This window comes from Paenibacillus sp. GCM10027626 (assembly GCF_042676285.1).
In the GTDB taxonomy this organism is placed as follows: Bacteria; Bacillota; Bacilli; order Paenibacillales; family Paenibacillaceae; genus Paenibacillus_Z.
Window position 1 is genome coordinate 15352 of sequence record NZ_JBHTHC010000041.1, and the last position, 16792, is coordinate 32143.

14 protein-coding genes are annotated in these 16792 nt (G+C 50.5%); 2 read left to right on the top strand and 12 right to left on the bottom strand.

What is annotated here, in order from left to right; genetic code table 11:
• Positions 1–67: 67 nt before the first annotated feature.
• From aroF to liaF, 8 genes are all read right to left on the bottom strand, one after another.
• Positions 68–1132, bottom strand: coding sequence for a 3-deoxy-7-phosphoheptulonate synthase (gene aroF / locus ACFQ0N_RS37130; protein ID WP_379335356.1), 1065 nt, complete (start codon positions 1130–1132; stop codon positions 68–70).
• Between the two features lie 138 nt (positions 1133–1270).
• Positions 1271–2221 carry a 4-hydroxy-3-methylbut-2-enyl diphosphate reductase gene (locus ACFQ0N_RS37135; protein ID WP_379335358.1) on the bottom strand — a complete coding sequence of 317 codons (951 nt, stop codon included), beginning with the start codon at positions 2219–2221 and terminating at the stop codon, positions 1271–1273.
• A gap of 38 nt (positions 2222–2259) precedes the next feature.
• The gene (locus tag ACFQ0N_RS37140; RefSeq protein ID WP_379335360.1) at positions 2260–3750 is read right to left on the bottom strand and encodes a sensor histidine kinase; all 1491 of its coding nucleotides are present in this window, start codon (positions 3748–3750) and stop codon (positions 2260–2262) included.
• 4 nt (positions 3751–3754) lie between these two features.
• Positions 3755–4444, bottom strand: a complete 690-nt coding sequence (locus ACFQ0N_RS37145) for a response regulator transcription factor (RefSeq protein WP_379335362.1) — start codon at positions 4442–4444, stop codon at positions 3755–3757.
• A gap of 119 nt (positions 4445–4563) precedes the next feature.
• Entirely contained in the window at positions 4564–6090 is a 1527-nt protein-coding gene (locus tag ACFQ0N_RS37150) for a S1C family serine protease (RefSeq protein WP_379335364.1), read from the bottom strand.
• Positions 6091–6255: 165 nt separating this feature from the next.
• Entirely contained in the window at positions 6256–6921 is a 666-nt protein-coding gene (locus ACFQ0N_RS37155; RefSeq protein ID WP_379335366.1) for a response regulator, read from the bottom strand.
• Entirely contained in the window at positions 6908–7957 is a 1050-nt protein-coding gene (locus ACFQ0N_RS37160; RefSeq protein ID WP_379335368.1) for a HAMP domain-containing sensor histidine kinase, read from the bottom strand. The genes ACFQ0N_RS37155 and ACFQ0N_RS37160 overlap by 14 nt, the downstream gene beginning before the upstream one ends.
• Before the next feature lie 10 nt (positions 7958–7967).
• On the bottom strand, positions 7968–9005 hold the full coding sequence (gene liaF, locus ACFQ0N_RS37165; protein ID WP_379335370.1) for a cell wall-active antibiotics response protein LiaF: 1038 nt from the start codon (positions 9003–9005) through the stop codon (positions 7968–7970).
• Between the two features lie 303 nt (positions 9006–9308).
• Between liaF and ACFQ0N_RS37170 the strand changes: the two genes are divergently transcribed.
• A complete protein-coding gene (locus ACFQ0N_RS37170; protein WP_379335372.1) occupies positions 9309–10301 on the top strand; it encodes a formylglycine-generating enzyme family protein in 993 nt (330 codons plus the stop codon).
• 62 nt (positions 10302–10363) lie between these two features.
• Here ACFQ0N_RS37170 and ACFQ0N_RS37175 read toward each other — a convergent pair whose 3' ends face one another.
• The 4 genes from ACFQ0N_RS37175 to ytxC form a co-directional block, all read right to left on the bottom strand.
• A complete protein-coding gene (locus tag ACFQ0N_RS37175) occupies positions 10364–10897 on the bottom strand; it encodes an RNA polymerase sigma factor (protein WP_379335374.1) in 534 nt (177 codons plus the stop codon).
• Between the two features lie 162 nt (positions 10898–11059).
• The gene (locus ACFQ0N_RS37180) at positions 11060–11647 is read right to left on the bottom strand and encodes a 3D domain-containing protein (RefSeq protein ID WP_379335376.1); all 588 of its coding nucleotides are present in this window, start codon (positions 11645–11647) and stop codon (positions 11060–11062) included.
• A gap of 64 nt (positions 11648–11711) precedes the next feature.
• Complete coding sequence (thrS, locus tag ACFQ0N_RS37185) at positions 11712–13649, bottom strand: threonine--tRNA ligase (protein ID WP_379335379.1); 1938 nt, start codon at positions 13647–13649, stop codon at positions 11712–11714.
• A 442-nt stretch (positions 13650–14091) separates the two neighbouring features.
• On the bottom strand, positions 14092–15078 hold the full coding sequence (ytxC, locus tag ACFQ0N_RS37190; RefSeq protein ID WP_379335381.1) for a sporulation protein YtxC: 987 nt from the start codon (positions 15076–15078) through the stop codon (positions 14092–14094).
• Between the two features lie 231 nt (positions 15079–15309).
• On the opposite strand from ytxC, the gene ACFQ0N_RS37195 reads away from it, so the two are divergent.
• Positions 15310–16419 (top strand): GGDEF domain-containing protein, encoded by a 1110-nt coding sequence (locus ACFQ0N_RS37195; protein ID WP_379335383.1) that lies wholly within the window; start codon positions 15310–15312, stop codon positions 16417–16419.
• The last annotated feature ends 373 nt before the right edge of the window (positions 16420–16792 follow it).

Genomic DNA, 16792 nt, shown 5'->3' on the forward strand with positions numbered 1-16792 from the left:
GTTCAGAAAGCCTGCTTATGCAAGCAGAAACTTTCGAACAGTCCTTTGTTATTGTCCGGTGCGCTTTTTAGAGCTTCTTCCATTCAACAAAAGCTTCTGCGGGCTGTTTCTCTGTATCGAACTGCTTGCCGACCAAGGCGCCAAGCTGCTCCAGCTCCTTAAGCAATTTGGCGAATTGATCCGGGAACAGCGACTGCACGCCGTCTCCTGTCATTGAATTGTCCGGGTCGGTATGCATCTCGATAATTAGGCCATTGGCTCCTGCCGCTACCGATGCTTTGGCCATCGGCTCTACCAGTTCGCGGCGCCCTGTGCCATGGCTAGGATCAGAAATGACCGGCAGATGGCTTAATTGCTGCAGTACCGGGATCGCCGACAGATCGAGTGTATTTCGGGTATAGGTTTCGAATGTTCGGATTCCGCGCTCACAGAGCATAACATTCGGATTGCCGCCCGCCAGAATATATTCCGCCGCATTCAAAAACTCATCATACGTTGCACTGAAGCCGCGCTTCAGCAGCACAGGCGTCTGAATGGTGCCCAGCTTGCGCAGCAAATCAAAGTTCTGCATATTGCGGGTACCGACTTGCAAAATATCGGCATATTCCGCGCATACATCAACATATTCCGGTGTCATCACTTCAGTAATCGTCAGCAGGCCGTGCTTTTGTCCGGCCTCAGCCATCATTTTCAGCCCTTCTACCCCGACGCCCTGGAAGCTGTAAGGCCCTGTACGGGGCTTGAATGCGCCGCCGCGGAGCACCTGGCCGCCTGCCGCCTTCACGAGACGGGCAATTTCATCGATCTGCTCCGGCGATTCCACCGCGCACGGCCCGCCCATGACAACCAGGTTGCCGCCGCCGATTTTGACGCCTTTAATTTCAATGACCGTATCGTCCGGATGGAAGTCCCGGCTGGCCAACTTGTAGGATTTTGATATTTTGATGACATTCTCTACGCCCTTCATTTGACGCAAATGCTCTGCCAGTGTCGGCTCAGCCTTGCCAATTATGCCGATTACAGTACGGTCGGTGCCGCGCGACACATGAGCCTGTACCCCCGATTTTTCAATCTGGCTGACAATTTCCCCGATACGCTCTTCCGTGATGTTGTTATTTGTAATGACGATCATGCAGACAACTCCCTCTCTCGCTTCAACGCGTGTTCGCTTTTATGCTTTTTAGCTTTTGTGCTTTTATGCTTTTATTTGTTAAAGTAAATATACATGATAAAACCGATCCCGTCAAGAGATCGGTTTTAATTTTTGGGCTCATTCCGCTGTCTTCGTTCGGATGGTCGGCAGCAGCTTTTTCATATTAATCGTTCGCCGCTTTTCCCAAGTGCTCGGGTCCGCCGAATCAAACTGCTCCAGATACGCAATAACTTCCTTCGTAATCGGCGTCGGCGTCGAAGCGCCGGATGTCACCGCGACGCGCGTTTTCCCCTTGAGCCATTCGATATCGATTTCAGTCACATCGCCTACGCGGTATGCCTTGACTCCGGCGATCTCCTCGGACACCTGCGCCAGACGATTGGAATTATTGCTGCGCGGATCGCCGACGACGATGCAAAGCTCAGCCTCGCCGGCTTGACTCGCGACCGCTTCCTGCCTTACTTGCGTAGCCATGCAAATTTCATTATGAATTTCCGCCTGCGGAAATTTCTCGCTAATCCGGTTGATCAAATGACGGATATCCCATTGCGACATCGTCGTCTGGTTCGTAATAATAATTTTATCGCCGGCAATATGGAGACGATCAATCTCCTCTTCACGCTCAATCAGATGAACATGCTCGGGGGCAATGCCGATTGCCCCTTCCGGTTCCGGATGGCCGTTTTTGCCGATATAAATAATTTCATAACCTTCTGCCGCTTTTTCCCGAATCAAATCATGCGTCCGGGTAACATCGGGACAAGTGGCGTCGATCACGGTCAAGCCCTTCTCTTTAGCGCGGCGCCTTACCTCCGGCGATACGCCGTGCGCTGTAAAAATAACCGTTCCACGGTCAACCTTTTCCAATATTTCCAGACGATTCTCGCCTTCCAGCGTAATGACGCCTTCCTCCTTGAACGCTTCCGTTACATGACTATTATGAACGATCATGCCCAAAATATAGATCGGACGCGGCAAGTCGGAATTTTTTACTGTCTGCAAAGCGAGCACCATCGCATCAACAACACCGTAACAATAGCCTCTTGGCGAAATCTTTACAATTTCCATCTCCAGCACCTGCCTTCTTTAAAGCCACTCTCGCTCTATTATACCTGATCCGGCTCATCTAGCATAGCAATGGGCAGCCAGATTGTAAATGTCGTTCCCTCGCTTTCACGCGTCGACACCTCTACCGAGCCACCATGCTCGTCGATTATCCACTTGGCGATCGATAACCCCAGCCCGGTGCCGCTCGTCTTGCCGCGCGAGACGTCCGCCCGATAAAAACGCTCAAAGATATGGGGGATTTCGTCACTATTCATTCCAATCCCTGTATCCGCAATGACAATACCGGCCTGATCGCGGGAGAGCACCGCCCGCAGCTCAACATAGCCTTCTGCCGTATATTTAAACGCATTTTCCACAAAAATAAAAAACAGCTGGCGAATAAAGTCGGCATGCGCCTCGATGCAAACATCCGTCAGCGGCGTCAAATCGCCAACCCGCCAGTCGACCGTCCGCGGCAGCAGCGCCGCTCTGCGCGCCACATCCTCCACCAGCGGCAGCAGCGGCTGAACGTTCTTTTCCATCACATAGCCGGCATCCGCTCTGGCCAGCGCCAGCAAATCGTTGACGAGTCTGGTCATCCGCTTTGCTTCGTCGGCAATATCGGTCATCGCCTCACGGGTAAATTTGGTGCTGCTGTTGTCACCAGCTTGCGATACATCATGCCAGCCGCCTCCATGCTTCTCCCCTTCTTGCCCCGCTGTCTCCAGCTCCGGCAGCCACATCCGCTCCAGCAGCTCAATATTGCCGCGGATCGTCGTGAGCGGCGTCCGCAGCTCATGGGAGGCGTCAGAGACGAAGCGGCGCTGCGCCTTATATGCCTCATCCAGCTCGTTGTAGGTTGTCTCCAGCCGCTCCAGCATGCCATTGAGCGTATCGGTCAGCTTGCCCATCTCATCGTTTGGCCCCGCCCGCTCGATGCGCACACTGAGATTAGAGCCGTTTTTAATCTGGTTGGCGGCCTGAATGACATTCTGGACCGGCCGCAGCGCCTGCTGGGCGATGAAGTACCCGATCGTAAAGGCGACGACGAGTACCCCTAATGAAGCAAAGATGAGGATCGTGCGCAAGTTTGATAAATAATTATCGATTGGTCCTGTAAATACAGCAATTTGCAGCATTCCTACCAGCTGGCCGTTGGCCAGCGGGAGCGGTTTTTGAAAAGTATAAAAATTCAAATTTCCAACTTTAAGGTTCACAAATTCCGTTTTAAGATCGCTGCTTGCTTCCGGAACCGGCAATACAATATCATTGAGCCTTAAAATATCCGATTGGCGCAATTTTCCGTTCGTATAGTTATACAATTGGACATACACATTATTTTCAACCCGATTTGTAAAATTCAAATCAAGCTGGTTAAAAAAATCAACAGATGTAATAAGATTAAGATTTTTGCTCTGCCTCTCGATTTGCAGCCTTACATCGCGATACGTATTGTAATCTACATAAAAATAGATCGATACCCCGAGTATAAGCAATGTCATCGCCAGCAAAGAAGAATACCACAGCGTTAGCTTGAGCCGAATCGACATGCTGTTAATTCTCTCCCCTCAAGACATAGCCGGTGCCGCGCACCGTCTGGATCAGCCTTTTCTCATTGCAGACCTCTGTCTTTTGCCGGAGCATGGCAATATAAACCTCTAGCACATTCGATTCTCCGCTATAATCGAATCCCCAAATTTTATCCATAATCGAATCGCGGGTCAGCACCCGCCGCGGGTTTTGCATAAATAAATGGAGCAAATCGAATTCCTTGGCCGTCAAATCAATTCTGCGGTCCTTTCGCATCGCTTCCCGGGAGTCAAGATCCAGGCTCAAATCCTCGAAGACAAGCAAATTCGACTGCTTGTCCAGCTTGGCCGCCTTGCGGCGCAGCAGCGCCCGCACCCGGGCCAGCAGCTCCTCCAGCGCAAACGGCTTTACCAAATAATCGTCCGCGCCGGCATCCAGCCCCTTGACCCGGTCCTGAATATCGTCCTTGGCCGTCAGCATCAGAATCGGCACTTCGCTGCCGCCCTCGCGCACCCGATGACACACTTCCCAGCCGTCTACCTGCGGCATCATCACATCTAGCACCAATAAATCGGGGTCACTTACCATCATTTGCTTAAGCCCTTCCAAACCGTTGTTGGCGGTCATCACTTCATATCCTTCAAAGGCCAGACTGCGGCGCAGCAAGGAAATAATTTTTTCGTCATCATCCACGACTAGTATTTGCGGCCTCATCGCCTGTTTCCCCCCATCTATGATCGCTTTAATAGATATCGAATTATTTCCATTATAGCGCATATCCCCCTTGCACAAAAACAGCGCAGGCCATTTCATGCCTGCGCTGAAGACACTGCCTAGCGTTGAAGCTGCTGTTGTTGCTGCTGCTGCTGGGATTGCGATTTTATTTGCTCCTCGAATTCTTTCTCATTGCCGATAACGACTTCCAGGTTCATTTCCTTGCCGTTGCGAATAATATTGAGCGTCGCTTTGTCGCCGATCGCTTTGGACTTCACGGCACTAATGATTTCTTCTTTTGTTTTATATTTGGTACCGTCCATCCCAGTAATGACATCATATTGGCGCAAGTCAGCCATATATGCAGGTGATTTGTATATAACTCTGTCGACATAAGCCCCTTCATCGCTGCTCAGGCCAAGGCCTTTTTGAACTTGCGGCGTTATATCGCCCAATGTAGCGCCAATGAACGGCTTGGGAATTTCCTTGTTTGCCTTCAGCGACTCCAGATTTTCCAGAATCGTGCTTGCCGGTATCGCAAAGCCGATGCCTTGCGCCTGCGAGCTGACAGCTGTATTGATGCCTACTACCTCGCCATTCAGGTTGAGCAGCGGACCGCCGGAGTTGCCGGGATTAATCGATGCGTCGGTTTGCAGCAAATGCTGGTAGTTGCGCGTGCCTTGCTGATCCGGGATACTGATTGGACGCTCTTTTGCACTCAGGACACCGACTGTAATCGAATGGTCAAATCCGACCGGATTGCCGATCGCGACTACCCAATCACCGATACTGATTTTGTCTGAGCTGCCAATTTTCAAGGTCGGGAAACCGGAGCCTTCCACCTTCAGCACGGCCAGATCCAGATCGAAGCTTTCTCCCAGCTTCTTCGCCTTAAGCGGCTTGTCGTGGCCTTCGACGGATACTTCAATCTCTTCCGCGCCTTCAATGACGTGCTGATTGGTCAATATATAGCCATCGGACTCGAAGAAAAACCCGCTTCCTGTCCCGTTCAGAATCATTTTGCCGCTATCTTGTCCCGAATCTTGCTGATCATCGTTGCCAAAGAAGCGCCAGAATGGATCGTCGTTATAGCTGCTTCTGCTTCTCGATTGCGAAACATAGTTGGAAATTTTCACGACAGCCGGGCTTGACTGCTCAAAAATTTTGGCAATATTGTTCGGTCTGACTACATCCGCAACGTTCGAAACTGTCGATCCCTCGCCTTTGTCGATCGCCCTGCTGCCTTCCGGCTGCGTGTTGGCAGGCACGCTGCCCAGCTGCTGTCCGCCGCTGAACCAGTTCAACCGGTCGGATGCTACCATCAGCCCGCCGACTACGAGAACGCCGGCCATAAAGGAAAGGAACACTGATCTGAAAGATGTTCTCCGCGGCTCCTTGCTCTGCCAGCCGCCGGACGACGATTGGGTAGGAGCAAACGGCCGCAGTTGACGCGGCGGCGTCATTTCAGCCTTCTCTACACGCCCCACCTGTTCCGCATCAGAACCGCCTGGCTTGAACGGCCCGTAAGAATAATAATACGATGGCTTCTGCTCTTGCTTGCTTTCATCGTTGTGCTCATTTTTACTTTCTCCATCATTGTCCCTGTGAAAAAAATCATCGTATGGATTTTTTTTGTTGTCTTCCATTGCTATCTCCTCCTGACAATCTATTTTCAGCTTGCAAGGCTTACTTGTTATTGTTTGTAGTTCTATCATGCACAATCTACCTTAAATCAAACTTAAAAACAATTTAAACCAAAATAAAAACAGAGAAACGGCCCGTACGATTCGGCCGCTCCTCAAATTATGTTTCTATTCCGGCTTTGCCCAGCCCTTGCGATGAGCGAGCACCGCCAGCTGCGTGCGATCGTCAAGCTCACACTTCATCAGCAAATTGCTGACATGCGTTTTCACCGTTTTAATGCTGATATGCAATTCATCGGCGATTTCTTTGTTCGTTCGCCCTTCTGCGATCAGCAGGAGCACCTCGCGCTCGCGCTCTGTCAATCCCTCGTCCGCCTCCTGCGCAGTACGGTGGCGCAAACCTCTGGTGAGCGCCTGCGACACATCAGCCGTCATCACCGGCATGCCTTTGACTGCCCCATTAAGTGCATATATAAGCTCCTCTGCCGATACGGTCTTGAGCACATAGCTTACCGCACCGGCCTCTACTGCCGCAACAACCTTTTCATCCTCGAGAAAGCTGGTCAGCATGACGATCTTCAGCTCCGGAAATTCCTGCATAATCGCTTTGGTCGCCGCAACGCCATCCATCTCCGGCATCATCAAATCCATCAGCACGAGATGCGGCTGGCCGCCTTCGATCCCGGTCCGAAGCATCTGCAGCGCTTGCAGGCCGTTCCCCGCTTCGGCGACAACGTCAAATTTCGGCTCCAGCATCAAATAGGTTCTCAATCCTGCCCGAACCATATCATGGTCGTCTACAATCATTATTTTCCATAGCTCATTGATGCTCATCGTCCCGCTCTTCCCCTTTATGAATATAGTTCGGCAGCGTTACCCGGATTCTTGTTCCGCTACCCGGCTTGCTTATAATCGAGGCGTCGCCGCCAAGCTTGCTCGCCCGCTCCCGCATCGTCGATAAGCCGTAAGAGCCGCGCTTCACCTGATCAGGCCGGAAGCCTGTGCCGTCGTCCTGAAGGGTAAGCACAATTTGGCGTTCAGTCTCGGACAGCGTCAATGATACTGTCTCCGCTTTGGCATGCTTGACGACATTGGCCATCGCCTCTTGAATAATCAGAAACAGCTGATGCTCCTTAGCCTCAGACAGCTTTTCTCTGATGCGCCACTCCAATACGCCCTGCAGCCCGTTTTGCCGGCAATAATCGGGAAACCATTTATCGAGCGCCTCCTGCAAAGAGCGCCCCTCCAGCTCAAGCGGCCGCAGCTGGGCGATAAAGCCGCGCATTTGCTTCTGCGCCGTCGATGAGATCGTAATCAGCTGTTCCATGACAGATGCCGCCCGCTCGCTATTCATTTCCAGCAGTTTAGGCAGCGAGGAGGCTGACATATGTATGGCAAACAATTGCTGGCTGACGGTATCGTGCAGGTCGCGCGCCAATCGTTTGCGCTCCTCCAACACGGCAGCCTCGTTCGAAGCCGCCTCCCGCATCACCTGCTCTTCGCCAGAGCGTTGGAGCAGTTGCATCCGTTCCTCTAATGCGGCCGCCATTTGATTGAATTCCCGGAAGGCGGGAGCAAACGACCGGGCGCTATTTTCGGGGAGCCGCACATCGTAATTGCCATGCGCGGCCTGCTTAATGGCCAGATACAGCATATCGATGCGCCGCTGAATGCGCTGCGCGGCAAAATAGCCGAAAATGCTGCTGACAAGTATAAAAACGGCAGATACGCCGAACCACAGATCTTTTTGACCGAACCGTGAGTCGACGTAATAGCCTCCTATAATCCAAACCAAAACCGATATGACCGAAGAGGCAACAAAAAACAGAATCATCTCCCATTTATTGCTGCGCAGCAGTTTACTGATCATCCGCTTTTTGTCACCCTACCTTCGTCACTCGCACATCGCCAATAAAAGTACTAACGACAAGCTTCACTTTTTTATCCGTCTCGTGGTAATAAGGCGTTTCGATATTCATATGTTTGAACATGCCGCCTTCCTTGCGGTCGAGCGTCTGCACATCGCCGATAAATGCGCTGGTTACGACTTGTATGCCAATTTCATAATCGTTAGGCACAAACACTTTCACATCACCGATAAAGCTGGAAATCGTAATTTTCGTCTCGCCCGGCTGAATTTGCGCTTTCGTCAAATCAAGCACCGTATCGCCAATAAAATGGGATATATTCATCGGCTGCAGTTCAAAATAATCCTGACCGACATGGACGTCGCCGATAAAGCTGGAGCGTTGCTGTGTTTTTGAGTTATAGTCCCACCAGTTTGTCCGGCTGCTCCACTTATCCGCATGACGCTCCATACGGTCGCGGATTCGCTCTGCGCGCTGGCGCATTCTTTCTTGCTTGCTGCTGAAACGGTCGCCGTGGTTCCGTTCAAACTCGTCCTTCACCGGATCCTGCTGCATGCGAGGCTGCTGCTCTTCAAATTTCTCCCACTGTGCCGATTCCGGCTTTGTCGGATCGGGATGAAGCGGCGGCGCCGGCGGGATTGGCCGTTCGCGGTCCGAAGTGTAAGCTTGCCACCCATCGTCGTCTGTAGTGGAACGGTTCTCGCAATCTTTAGGCTTGAACACCATTCGCAAGCCGTAGATAATGATCACTGCCGGAACGATAAAGCGGAAAAGACCGCCGAACGACAACGCCATGAGCCCGGTATTCCGCCCTAAAAATACGAGGCCGACCCCTAGCAGCACAGCTCCTCCCCAGAAGGAGCCTTGCCTGCTGACCATTCGCTTCAACAGCTCAGTGAATCCGAGAAAAATAAGCAATACCGGCCAGAATATAGAAACCAAATGTCCCATGCTGAAATCAATCCAGCCGGCTTGCCGCAGCAATAAACCCATGCCGAACAGGATAATAAACAATCCCCACATTAAACGGCTTATAAAATGGCTCTTCATTTTTTATCAACTCCTACAGTTGCTCTCTTTATATAGCTAGTATAGCGAATTGGCGTTATCGTTATAAGAGTCTGCCGATTGAACTTTCCTCAGTCTTGAGACGGAGGCAAATGGCAATCCCCACCCTCTTTCATCCAATATGAACAATTCATCCCTATCCAAAGCGATTGAATGTCATATATATGCTCCTGCAAGCCATATCTTTATTTCATTTTGAATAAAAGGAGTTGGTTGATCACATATGAATCTGTTAAAATACAACCATATTGAACTTTTCAACAATAAGGAGGAAATGCACGTATAATGTCCGAGCCAAAAGCTAAAGCTTCATGCTGCTCCGCATCCCGGTCTCATATCCAAGCGGCCGGCGATCCGCAAGCGGAAATTGCTGCGCCGGATTTAGCCATCCCCCATTCTGGCGCTCATGCCGTTTCACAACCTATGGTGCTTTTACAGGGCGGCACCTTCCGCATGGGCACCGACTCTGCCGAAGGCTTTCCGGCCGACGGCGAAGGCCCGGCGCGCGAGGTGACGGTATCTCCTTTCTATATTTCGCCATATGCCGTTACAAATCGGGAATTTGCCGGCTTTGTTGAACAAACCGGCTACAAAACCGAAGCTGAGCAGTTCGGTTGGTCCTTTGTGTTTCATCTGTTCGTTTCCGATGAGCTGAAAGCAAGCGGAGTGCAAAGTCCGCCCGGGACGCCGTGGTGGCTGGCTGTCCCCGGCGCCTGGTGGCGCGATCCTGAAGGCCCGGGCAGCGATATCGGGGAACGCTGGAATCATCCGGTCGTTCATATTTCCTGGAACGATGCTTACCAATATTGCAAGTGGGCGGGCGGCCGTCTACCCACTGAGGCGGAATGGGAATTCGCTGCCCGCGGCGGCCTGAACGGAAAAACATACCCTTGGGGCGATTTGCTCAAGCCGGACGGCCAACACCGCTGCAACATTTGGCAAGGAAAATTTCCGATTAAAAACAATGCTAGCGACGGCTTTATCGGAACAGCTCCGGTCGATCACTATGAGCCGAACGGCTACGGCCTTTACAATATGTCCGGCAATGTATGGGAATGGTGCAAGGACTGGTTTTCCGCCGATTATCACCGCAAGACGAATAGCATTAACCCGCTGCAAACGGCTGACGCGAGCGGCAACCGTTCCATGCGCGGCGGCTCTTACCTGTGTCACCGCTCCTACTGCAATCGCTATCGGGTTGCGGCCCGCAGCAAAAATACACCCGACAGCTCCTCAGGCAATATCGGCTTCCGGCTTGCGGCCGATGCCGGCAAATAGCAGCAATAACAAAGGACTCACGCGATACATGAAACCGTGAGTCCTTGCGCTTTATGTATGAGTTAGAATTGCATCTGTTCCTGCATCAATCGGCGCAGCAGCAGCTTCGTCCGATGTATGCGCGCCTTCACTGTACCGACCGGTACATTCATCGCATCGGCAATCTCCTGATCCTTGAACCCATAATAGAACTTATATAATAGCAATGTTCGGGCTTTCGGCTCCAGCATACCGAGCAGCTCAGATAATTCGACCATAAGCTCGGCTTCATTGCTTGCCGCGACCTCCGCATAGCCGTTCTCTTCATCGATCCAATCCGATGGCTGCGCACGCCGCATCTGACGATTGATATTGTGCGCGACATTGGCCGTTATTGTCTTGGCCCAGGCATACAGCTTGCTCTGCTCGCGCAAAGTATCCTGCTTTGTAAGAATGCGCACCCATGCCTCCTGTACCGCATCATGGACGTCAGACTTATTGTTAACCCTCGCATAGGCTACACGAATCATCTGATTGTAGAGATCCCTGAGCCGCGCTTCATGCTGTTCATAAGCAAGCTCAGGAATCGTATCCCGCTGCATATCATCTCTATTCATTGTCATCATCCGCTCCAAATTACATTCTGACAGCGTTTGCATTATTCTACCATACTTGACAGCAAAATAAAAGTAGAGTTAACAGATTAACGATAAAACAAAAAAAGCTGCCCCGCGATCTGCAAGACAGCATTTCAGAACAGCTTGGCGGCAATGCCGCGATCAGGATCGCAGCCATTTTTCCGGAATTTTTCGTTCAGCAAACACAGCATTATTCAATTGCTCCAGCCATGCTTCGGTCAGCTTGCCTTCGCCTTTGCGCAGCACATGCACTTTAACGCTTTTTTTGCCCCATTGCGCATAGACTTGCTTCGTCGTTTCGAAATAAAGATCGATCTTTTTCCCTTTTATTTTTGAACCGGTGTCTGCGACAACTGCGTAGCCGTAATCAGGAACGTAGAGCAGAGTGCCGATTGGAAATATAGCCGGATCGGCAGCGATTGTCGAAACGTAATCGCGGCGCACCTTTACGCCTGAATAGGTGATACCGTAATCCGGATGTCCCGGCCGCTTGCCTGTCGATTCAATGCCGGCTGTATAGCCGGTTGCCATCACCTCGACGGTAGCGAACGGCGCAGCGGGAGCGAATGCCGGAATATCCGCAGTCTCCTGCACGCCGCGTGTATCGGTGTTCACTGCAGCAGCGCCCGCATCATGATTGACCCAGACCATACTTGATACAGCAGCGCATATCGCCGCCGCAGAGATGATGAGTATTCGCCTCTTATAAGCAAAAAAGCTTGTAAGCATTTTGGTTGAACTCCTCCTTATTAGGAAGGTTCCCCCACTGCTTCAAGCTTTATGCATGGCCTGTCTACAGCTGCTTCGTCGCAATCTGCTCGGACAGCATCGCTATGATGCCGGCAATCGGCTGAGCGCCCAGATCACCTTCGCCGCGCTTGCGCACCGAGGCCGCACCGGAGCTCGCTTCATTCTCGCCGACGACGAGCATATACGGCACTTTTTCCAGCTGTGCTTCCCGAATCTTATAGCCGAGCTTCTCATTGCGCAGATCCGCCTCAACGCGGATACCCGCCGCTTGCAGCTGCTCCTGCACTTCCCGCGCATATGCCTCATAGGCTGTCGATACTGGAATCACCTTGGCTTGCACCGGAGCGAGCCACAGCGGCAAAGCGCCGGCAAAGTTTTCCAGCAGGAAGGCGGTCATTCTTTCCATGGTGCTAATAATGCCGCGGTGGATAACGACAGGACGATGCTTTTTGCCGTCATCGCCGACATACTCCAGCTCAAAACGCTCCGGCAGCAAGAAATCCAGCTGCGCTGTCGACAAAGTTTCTTCCTTGCCAAGCGCAGTTTTTATTTGCACATCCAGCTTAGGTCCATAGAACGCAGCTTCGCCTTCCGCTTCGAAGAATGGCAGTTCCAGCTCCTCGGCAACCTCGCGCAGCATGCGCTGCGATACTTCCCACATTTCATCATTCGGGAAATATTTCTCCGTATCCTGCGGATCGCGGTAGGAAAGGCGGAAACGATATTCCTTGATGCCAAAGTCCTCATAGACTTGCTGAATGAGCTGCACAACCCGCGCGAACTCCTCTTTAATTTGGTCCGGACGGCAGAAGATATGCGCATCGTTCAAGGTCATCGCCCTTACGCGGTGCAGTCCTGTCAGCGCTCCGGACATTTCATAGCGGTGCATGGTGCCGAGCTCGGCGACGCGGACCGGCAGGTCGCGGTAAGAGCGCATCTCGCTTTTGAACACCATCATATGGTGCGGACAGTTCATCGGACGCAAGACAAGCTCCTCGTTGTCCAGCTCCATTTTCGGAAACATATCTTCGCTGTAATGCTCCCAGTGGCCGCTTATTTTATACAGCTCAACATTGGCCAGTACGGGAGTGTAAACATGTTCATAGCCTAACTTCTCTTCCAGATCGACAATGTAGCGCTCCAGCGTGCGCCGTACGCGGGCGCCGTTTGGCAGCCAGATCGGCAGTCCTTGTCCGACCTCGCGGGAGAAGGTGAACATTTTCAATTCGCGTCCCAGCTTGCGGTGATCGCGCTTTTTCGCTTCCTCCAGAAAATGCAGATGCTCCTCAAGCTCGGATTGCTTCTGGAACGCGGTACCGTAAATGCGCTGCAGCATTTTATTTTTCGAATCTCCGCGCCAGTAAGCTCCGGCAACGCTCAGCAGCTTGAAGGCTTTAATTCGCCCTGTGGACGGCAAATGAGGGCCGCGGCAAAGATCAAAAAATTCGCCCTGATCGTAGATCGTAATTTGCGCTTCAGCCGGCAAGTCGCGAATAAGCTCTAGTTTGAGCGGATCGTTGATTTCCGTGAAAATCGCAATCGCTTCCTCGCGGCTAACGACGCGGCGGCGAATTTGCAAATCCTCTTTGACGATGCGGTTCATTTCCTTTTCAATCTTTTCCAGATCATCCGGCGTAATCGACTGCTCCATATCAATATCATAATAAAAGCCGTCTTCAATGACAGGCCCGATGCCGAGCTTGACATGATCATCGCCATAGATGCGCTTGATCGCCTGAGCCATCAAATGCGCTGTACTGTGCCGGTATACCTCCAGTCCGTCAGCCGTATCGAGCGTGACAATCTCCACGGCCGCATCCTTCTCCAGCGGGGTATACAAATCGACGACCTTGCCGTCTACCTTGCCGGCAATTGCTTTCTTTTTCAGTCCTGGGCTGATTGAGGCTGCTACATCCTCGATCGTTGCGCCTGCTTCATATTCACGCACTGCACCGTCAGGCAGCTTTACTTGAATTGACATCTCGATCGCTCCTAATTTTTTTCTTTTGGATGGATAAAATTGAGAAGAAACGGCTGACGCTTTCCTTGGCGCGAGGCAAGTTTCTTCCCCTGAAATTTTATAGAATTTATCGAGTAAAATTTATAAATTCTATAAAATCAAAAAAGCACCCAGTCCCAAAAAGGGACGAGTGCTGATTGCTCGTGGTTCCACCCTAGATTCAATCTCAATTGGCATAGAGATCCTCTGGCATTCGATAACGGGAATTCCCGGTCCGGCTTACTGAAGATCCAACGATTGTTCGAACCTTGTTCAACCTGACAGCTACAAAGGGGTATATCCACCAGTGCTTGTAAGGAACTTCCAGCCATGTTTCCTCTCTCTGTCACAAGCCATCATTAGCAAATACATGTCTTTGTCAACGCTTTTCCTCCCCATATTATAAGAAAGTAGGCGCTGCGGGTCAAGTTTGAATTTGCCGCATCGTTACCGATTTTGCTGAATGCCCCGGCAGCGAAACTGCTTGTGCCGCCTCCTCAAAGCAGGGCTTGCTCTGGCTGCAAGCGGCGCAAAGCTGCACCCGCTGCTCAAAAATCGTCTCCAAGGTGCGAATAACAGTAAGCTCCGGCTGCTGAGTGTGAATGACAATACGGCTCGGCGAAACTGTAATAAGCGTGCTTACGATCATATCCTCCATATTCATTTCCGATTCCAGCATGTCGACAACTATGCGATCGGCCGGCTCAGTCTTCAGCATTTGAAAGTGCTCGTCATAGAGCTCAAATTCATTATTTTGCTTATGCAGCACATTGACGATCGGCACCTTTACTTCCTGCATTTTCACAAAATATTTTAACAATGTTATAAATTCCTGATACTGCTTATCCATAACATATTCATCGACCGCATAAGCAACAACCTCCCTCAGCTCCTCCCAATAGGAAGTTAATCGAAAAGTTGCGAAACCATCGAGATGAATTCGCGTATATTGATGTAAGAATACTTCCAATTCATTGGCAACTTTCATTTTGCGGCGCTCGGTATCAAGCGCAAGCGTATCTTCAGCTAACTTATCCTCCGGAGTAGCAGCCGGGTCATGAAGCAATGTATGACAATATCGCTCAATCTCTTCCGCTTCTTGCTGCTCTTCATAGTTGAACTGCTTACGGATGATCGCTCTCAGCAGCAGCGGCTCCATTTCGGACACAATATAGTCCGCAAAGGCGTTGGCCGCTCTGTGATACACGATCTCGCCATGCTCTGCCAGGCGGAAGTAGTTTAAATCGGCAAAGCAGCGTATTTCTCTTGTCTCTGCATTAGTCTCAAAGCGGAAGCGTCCCATCACTGTGTGATCACTATGTAAGTCAGTGAATTGTTTTTCTATACAATGCAGCAGCTGCTTGAGCGTTTCTTCGGAAGCAGTCATCATTGAGACGGTAAATAGTTCCATGTGCTCACTCCTATTCCTGTTTCGGGATTGCCCAGCCCGATAAATCGTAATGTGCAATTTGAAGGGCATCATTTATGTTGTGCCGATAATATAATTTCTATAACAGTATATGGCGCAACAAATGCATATATACGACAGGAGGAGCGAGCCAATAGTTGGGGGATTGGAATGAAAATGCATTCATGGTATATTGAAGCTTGATTAAGAAGCTGGTCCTTTGGAGTGAGTCTTATGGATTATGAAACATTGGATTGTAATCGCAAACGCTGGAATCGATATTTGCTTAACGGATTTTGGCTCATTATTTTTCTCACAATCATCCTGGAGTGCGCCCATCTAGCTTTCGAGAATACCGCTAACCAATCATTCGCTTTCGCTGATTATACACAACCGATACTCATTCAGCTGTTGATCCTGCTTTTGGCGGAATGTTGCTTTAAGGTGATCCAGGGTAAGTATCAAGACTACATACTCATTTTTATCTCGGTCATCATTGCGGCAACAATCGTTTATACGTATCATTCGCTCACTTATCTCTTGTTTGCGCCATTTTTGCCTGTTATGGTATCCATTTTTTATTTCCAAGGCAAAAAGCTGCTATTTGCGCTGGTCAATGCAATTTCATCTATTTATATCCTTTACGCTATCAGCCCTTCTATGCGCACAGCATTTTCCTATGTCAGCTTAATAACCATTACCATTATGTTTTTGTCCTTTTCCCTGATTGCATGGGGAATCATCATGCGCGGCAAAGAAATGATGGCTCATCTGCGCACATCGGTTGAGTCGAATCAGCAATTACTCGTGCAAACGGTCGTTATGGATAAGTTGTCCAAGACCGATTCCCTTACCGAGCTGTACAATCATATGTCCTTTCATGAATTTTTTGAAAAATCTATCGAGCAGCATGAACGGAACCGTCTTGCGCTGCAGCTGGCCCTTATAGATATCGATAATTTCAAGCATATTAACGACGCTTACGGTCACCGTGCCGGCGACGCGGTCCTTCAGTGGGTATCAAAGACGATCCAATCACTGGCATCGCCTAATGATTTTTCTGCAAGATACGGCGGAGAAGAATTTGCCGTGCTGTTCACAGACAAATCGCTGGAAGACGCATATGAGATCGTGGAGCGCATGCGCAAAACGATTTCCGGTCAACATCATGAGGTTCTTGGCGGCAAACCGGTCACTGTCAGTATCGGCATTGCTCCATACAATAGCGGGGAAGGCAAGGAAATCTTCTTCAATCGGGTTGACGAAGCGCTATATAAAGCGAAGAACAGCGGGAAAAATAAAACGGTGCTGGCAGCCGGTCCGTTCGAGAGCCGCCTTGCTTAAACGGGCGGTGTCCAGATTATGGATGGGGCGCGATGCGGCGCTGCCGCGATGTGGTGATAGGGCGATGGGGCGGGGCTCATTGTTGCACAGAATGCAATATTTGAATTAGAATAGTGCCGTTTTTTGGGAAATGTTGTACGTTCTGCAACAATCATCGCCCATTCGCCGCTTAGGGAGAGCTCATTGTTGCATTTCGTACAACAATTTGCAGCCCTGCTAGCTTCCTGCCCTCGGAATGTTGCATTAAATACAGGCCTGTTGATTATCCAATATTTAGGGTCGCATTTTCAAGAAACTGGTAAGCAAAACTAGCCATTCCGATGGTAATTTGTCCAGCTCAAATAACCGATCAAATTCGGCAAAAGTTAACTTC

Excerpts from the sequence above, each read along its gene's own strand:
- aroF (WP_379335356.1), bottom strand. The coding sequence starts at position 1,132 with ATGATCGTCATTACAAATAACAACATCACGGAAGAGCGTATCGGGGAA.
- ACFQ0N_RS37135 (WP_379335358.1), bottom strand. The coding sequence starts at position 2,221 with ATGGAAATTGTAAAGATTTCGCCAAGAGGCTATTGTTACGGTGTTGTT.
- ACFQ0N_RS37140 (WP_379335360.1), bottom strand. The coding sequence starts at position 3,750 with ATGTCGATTCGGCTCAAGCTAACGCTGTGGTATTCTTCTTTGCTGGCG.
- ACFQ0N_RS37145 (WP_379335362.1), bottom strand. The coding sequence starts at position 4,444 with ATGAGGCCGCAAATACTAGTCGTGGATGATGACGAAAAAATTATTTCC.
- ACFQ0N_RS37150 (WP_379335364.1), bottom strand. The coding sequence starts at position 6,090 with ATGGAAGACAACAAAAAAAATCCATACGATGATTTTTTTCACAGGGAC.
- ACFQ0N_RS37155 (WP_379335366.1), bottom strand. The coding sequence starts at position 6,921 with ATGAGCATCAATGAGCTATGGAAAATAATGATTGTAGACGACCATGAT.
- ACFQ0N_RS37160 (WP_379335368.1), bottom strand. The coding sequence starts at position 7,957 with ATGATCAGTAAACTGCTGCGCAGCAATAAATGGGAGATGATTCTGTTT.
- liaF (WP_379335370.1), bottom strand. The coding sequence starts at position 9,005 with ATGAAGAGCCATTTTATAAGCCGTTTAATGTGGGGATTGTTTATTATC.
- ACFQ0N_RS37170 (WP_379335372.1), top strand. The coding sequence starts at position 9,309 with ATGTCCGAGCCAAAAGCTAAAGCTTCATGCTGCTCCGCATCCCGGTCT.
- ACFQ0N_RS37175 (WP_379335374.1), bottom strand. The coding sequence starts at position 10,897 with ATGAATAGAGATGATATGCAGCGGGATACGATTCCTGAGCTTGCTTAT.
- ACFQ0N_RS37180 (WP_379335376.1), bottom strand. The coding sequence starts at position 11,647 with ATGCTTACAAGCTTTTTTGCTTATAAGAGGCGAATACTCATCATCTCT.
- thrS (WP_379335379.1), bottom strand. The coding sequence starts at position 13,649 with ATGTCAATTCAAGTAAAGCTGCCTGACGGTGCAGTGCGTGAATATGAA.
- ytxC (WP_379335381.1), bottom strand. The coding sequence starts at position 15,078 with ATGGAACTATTTACCGTCTCAATGATGACTGCTTCCGAAGAAACGCTC.
- ACFQ0N_RS37195 (WP_379335383.1), top strand. The coding sequence starts at position 15,310 with ATGGATTATGAAACATTGGATTGTAATCGCAAACGCTGGAATCGATAT.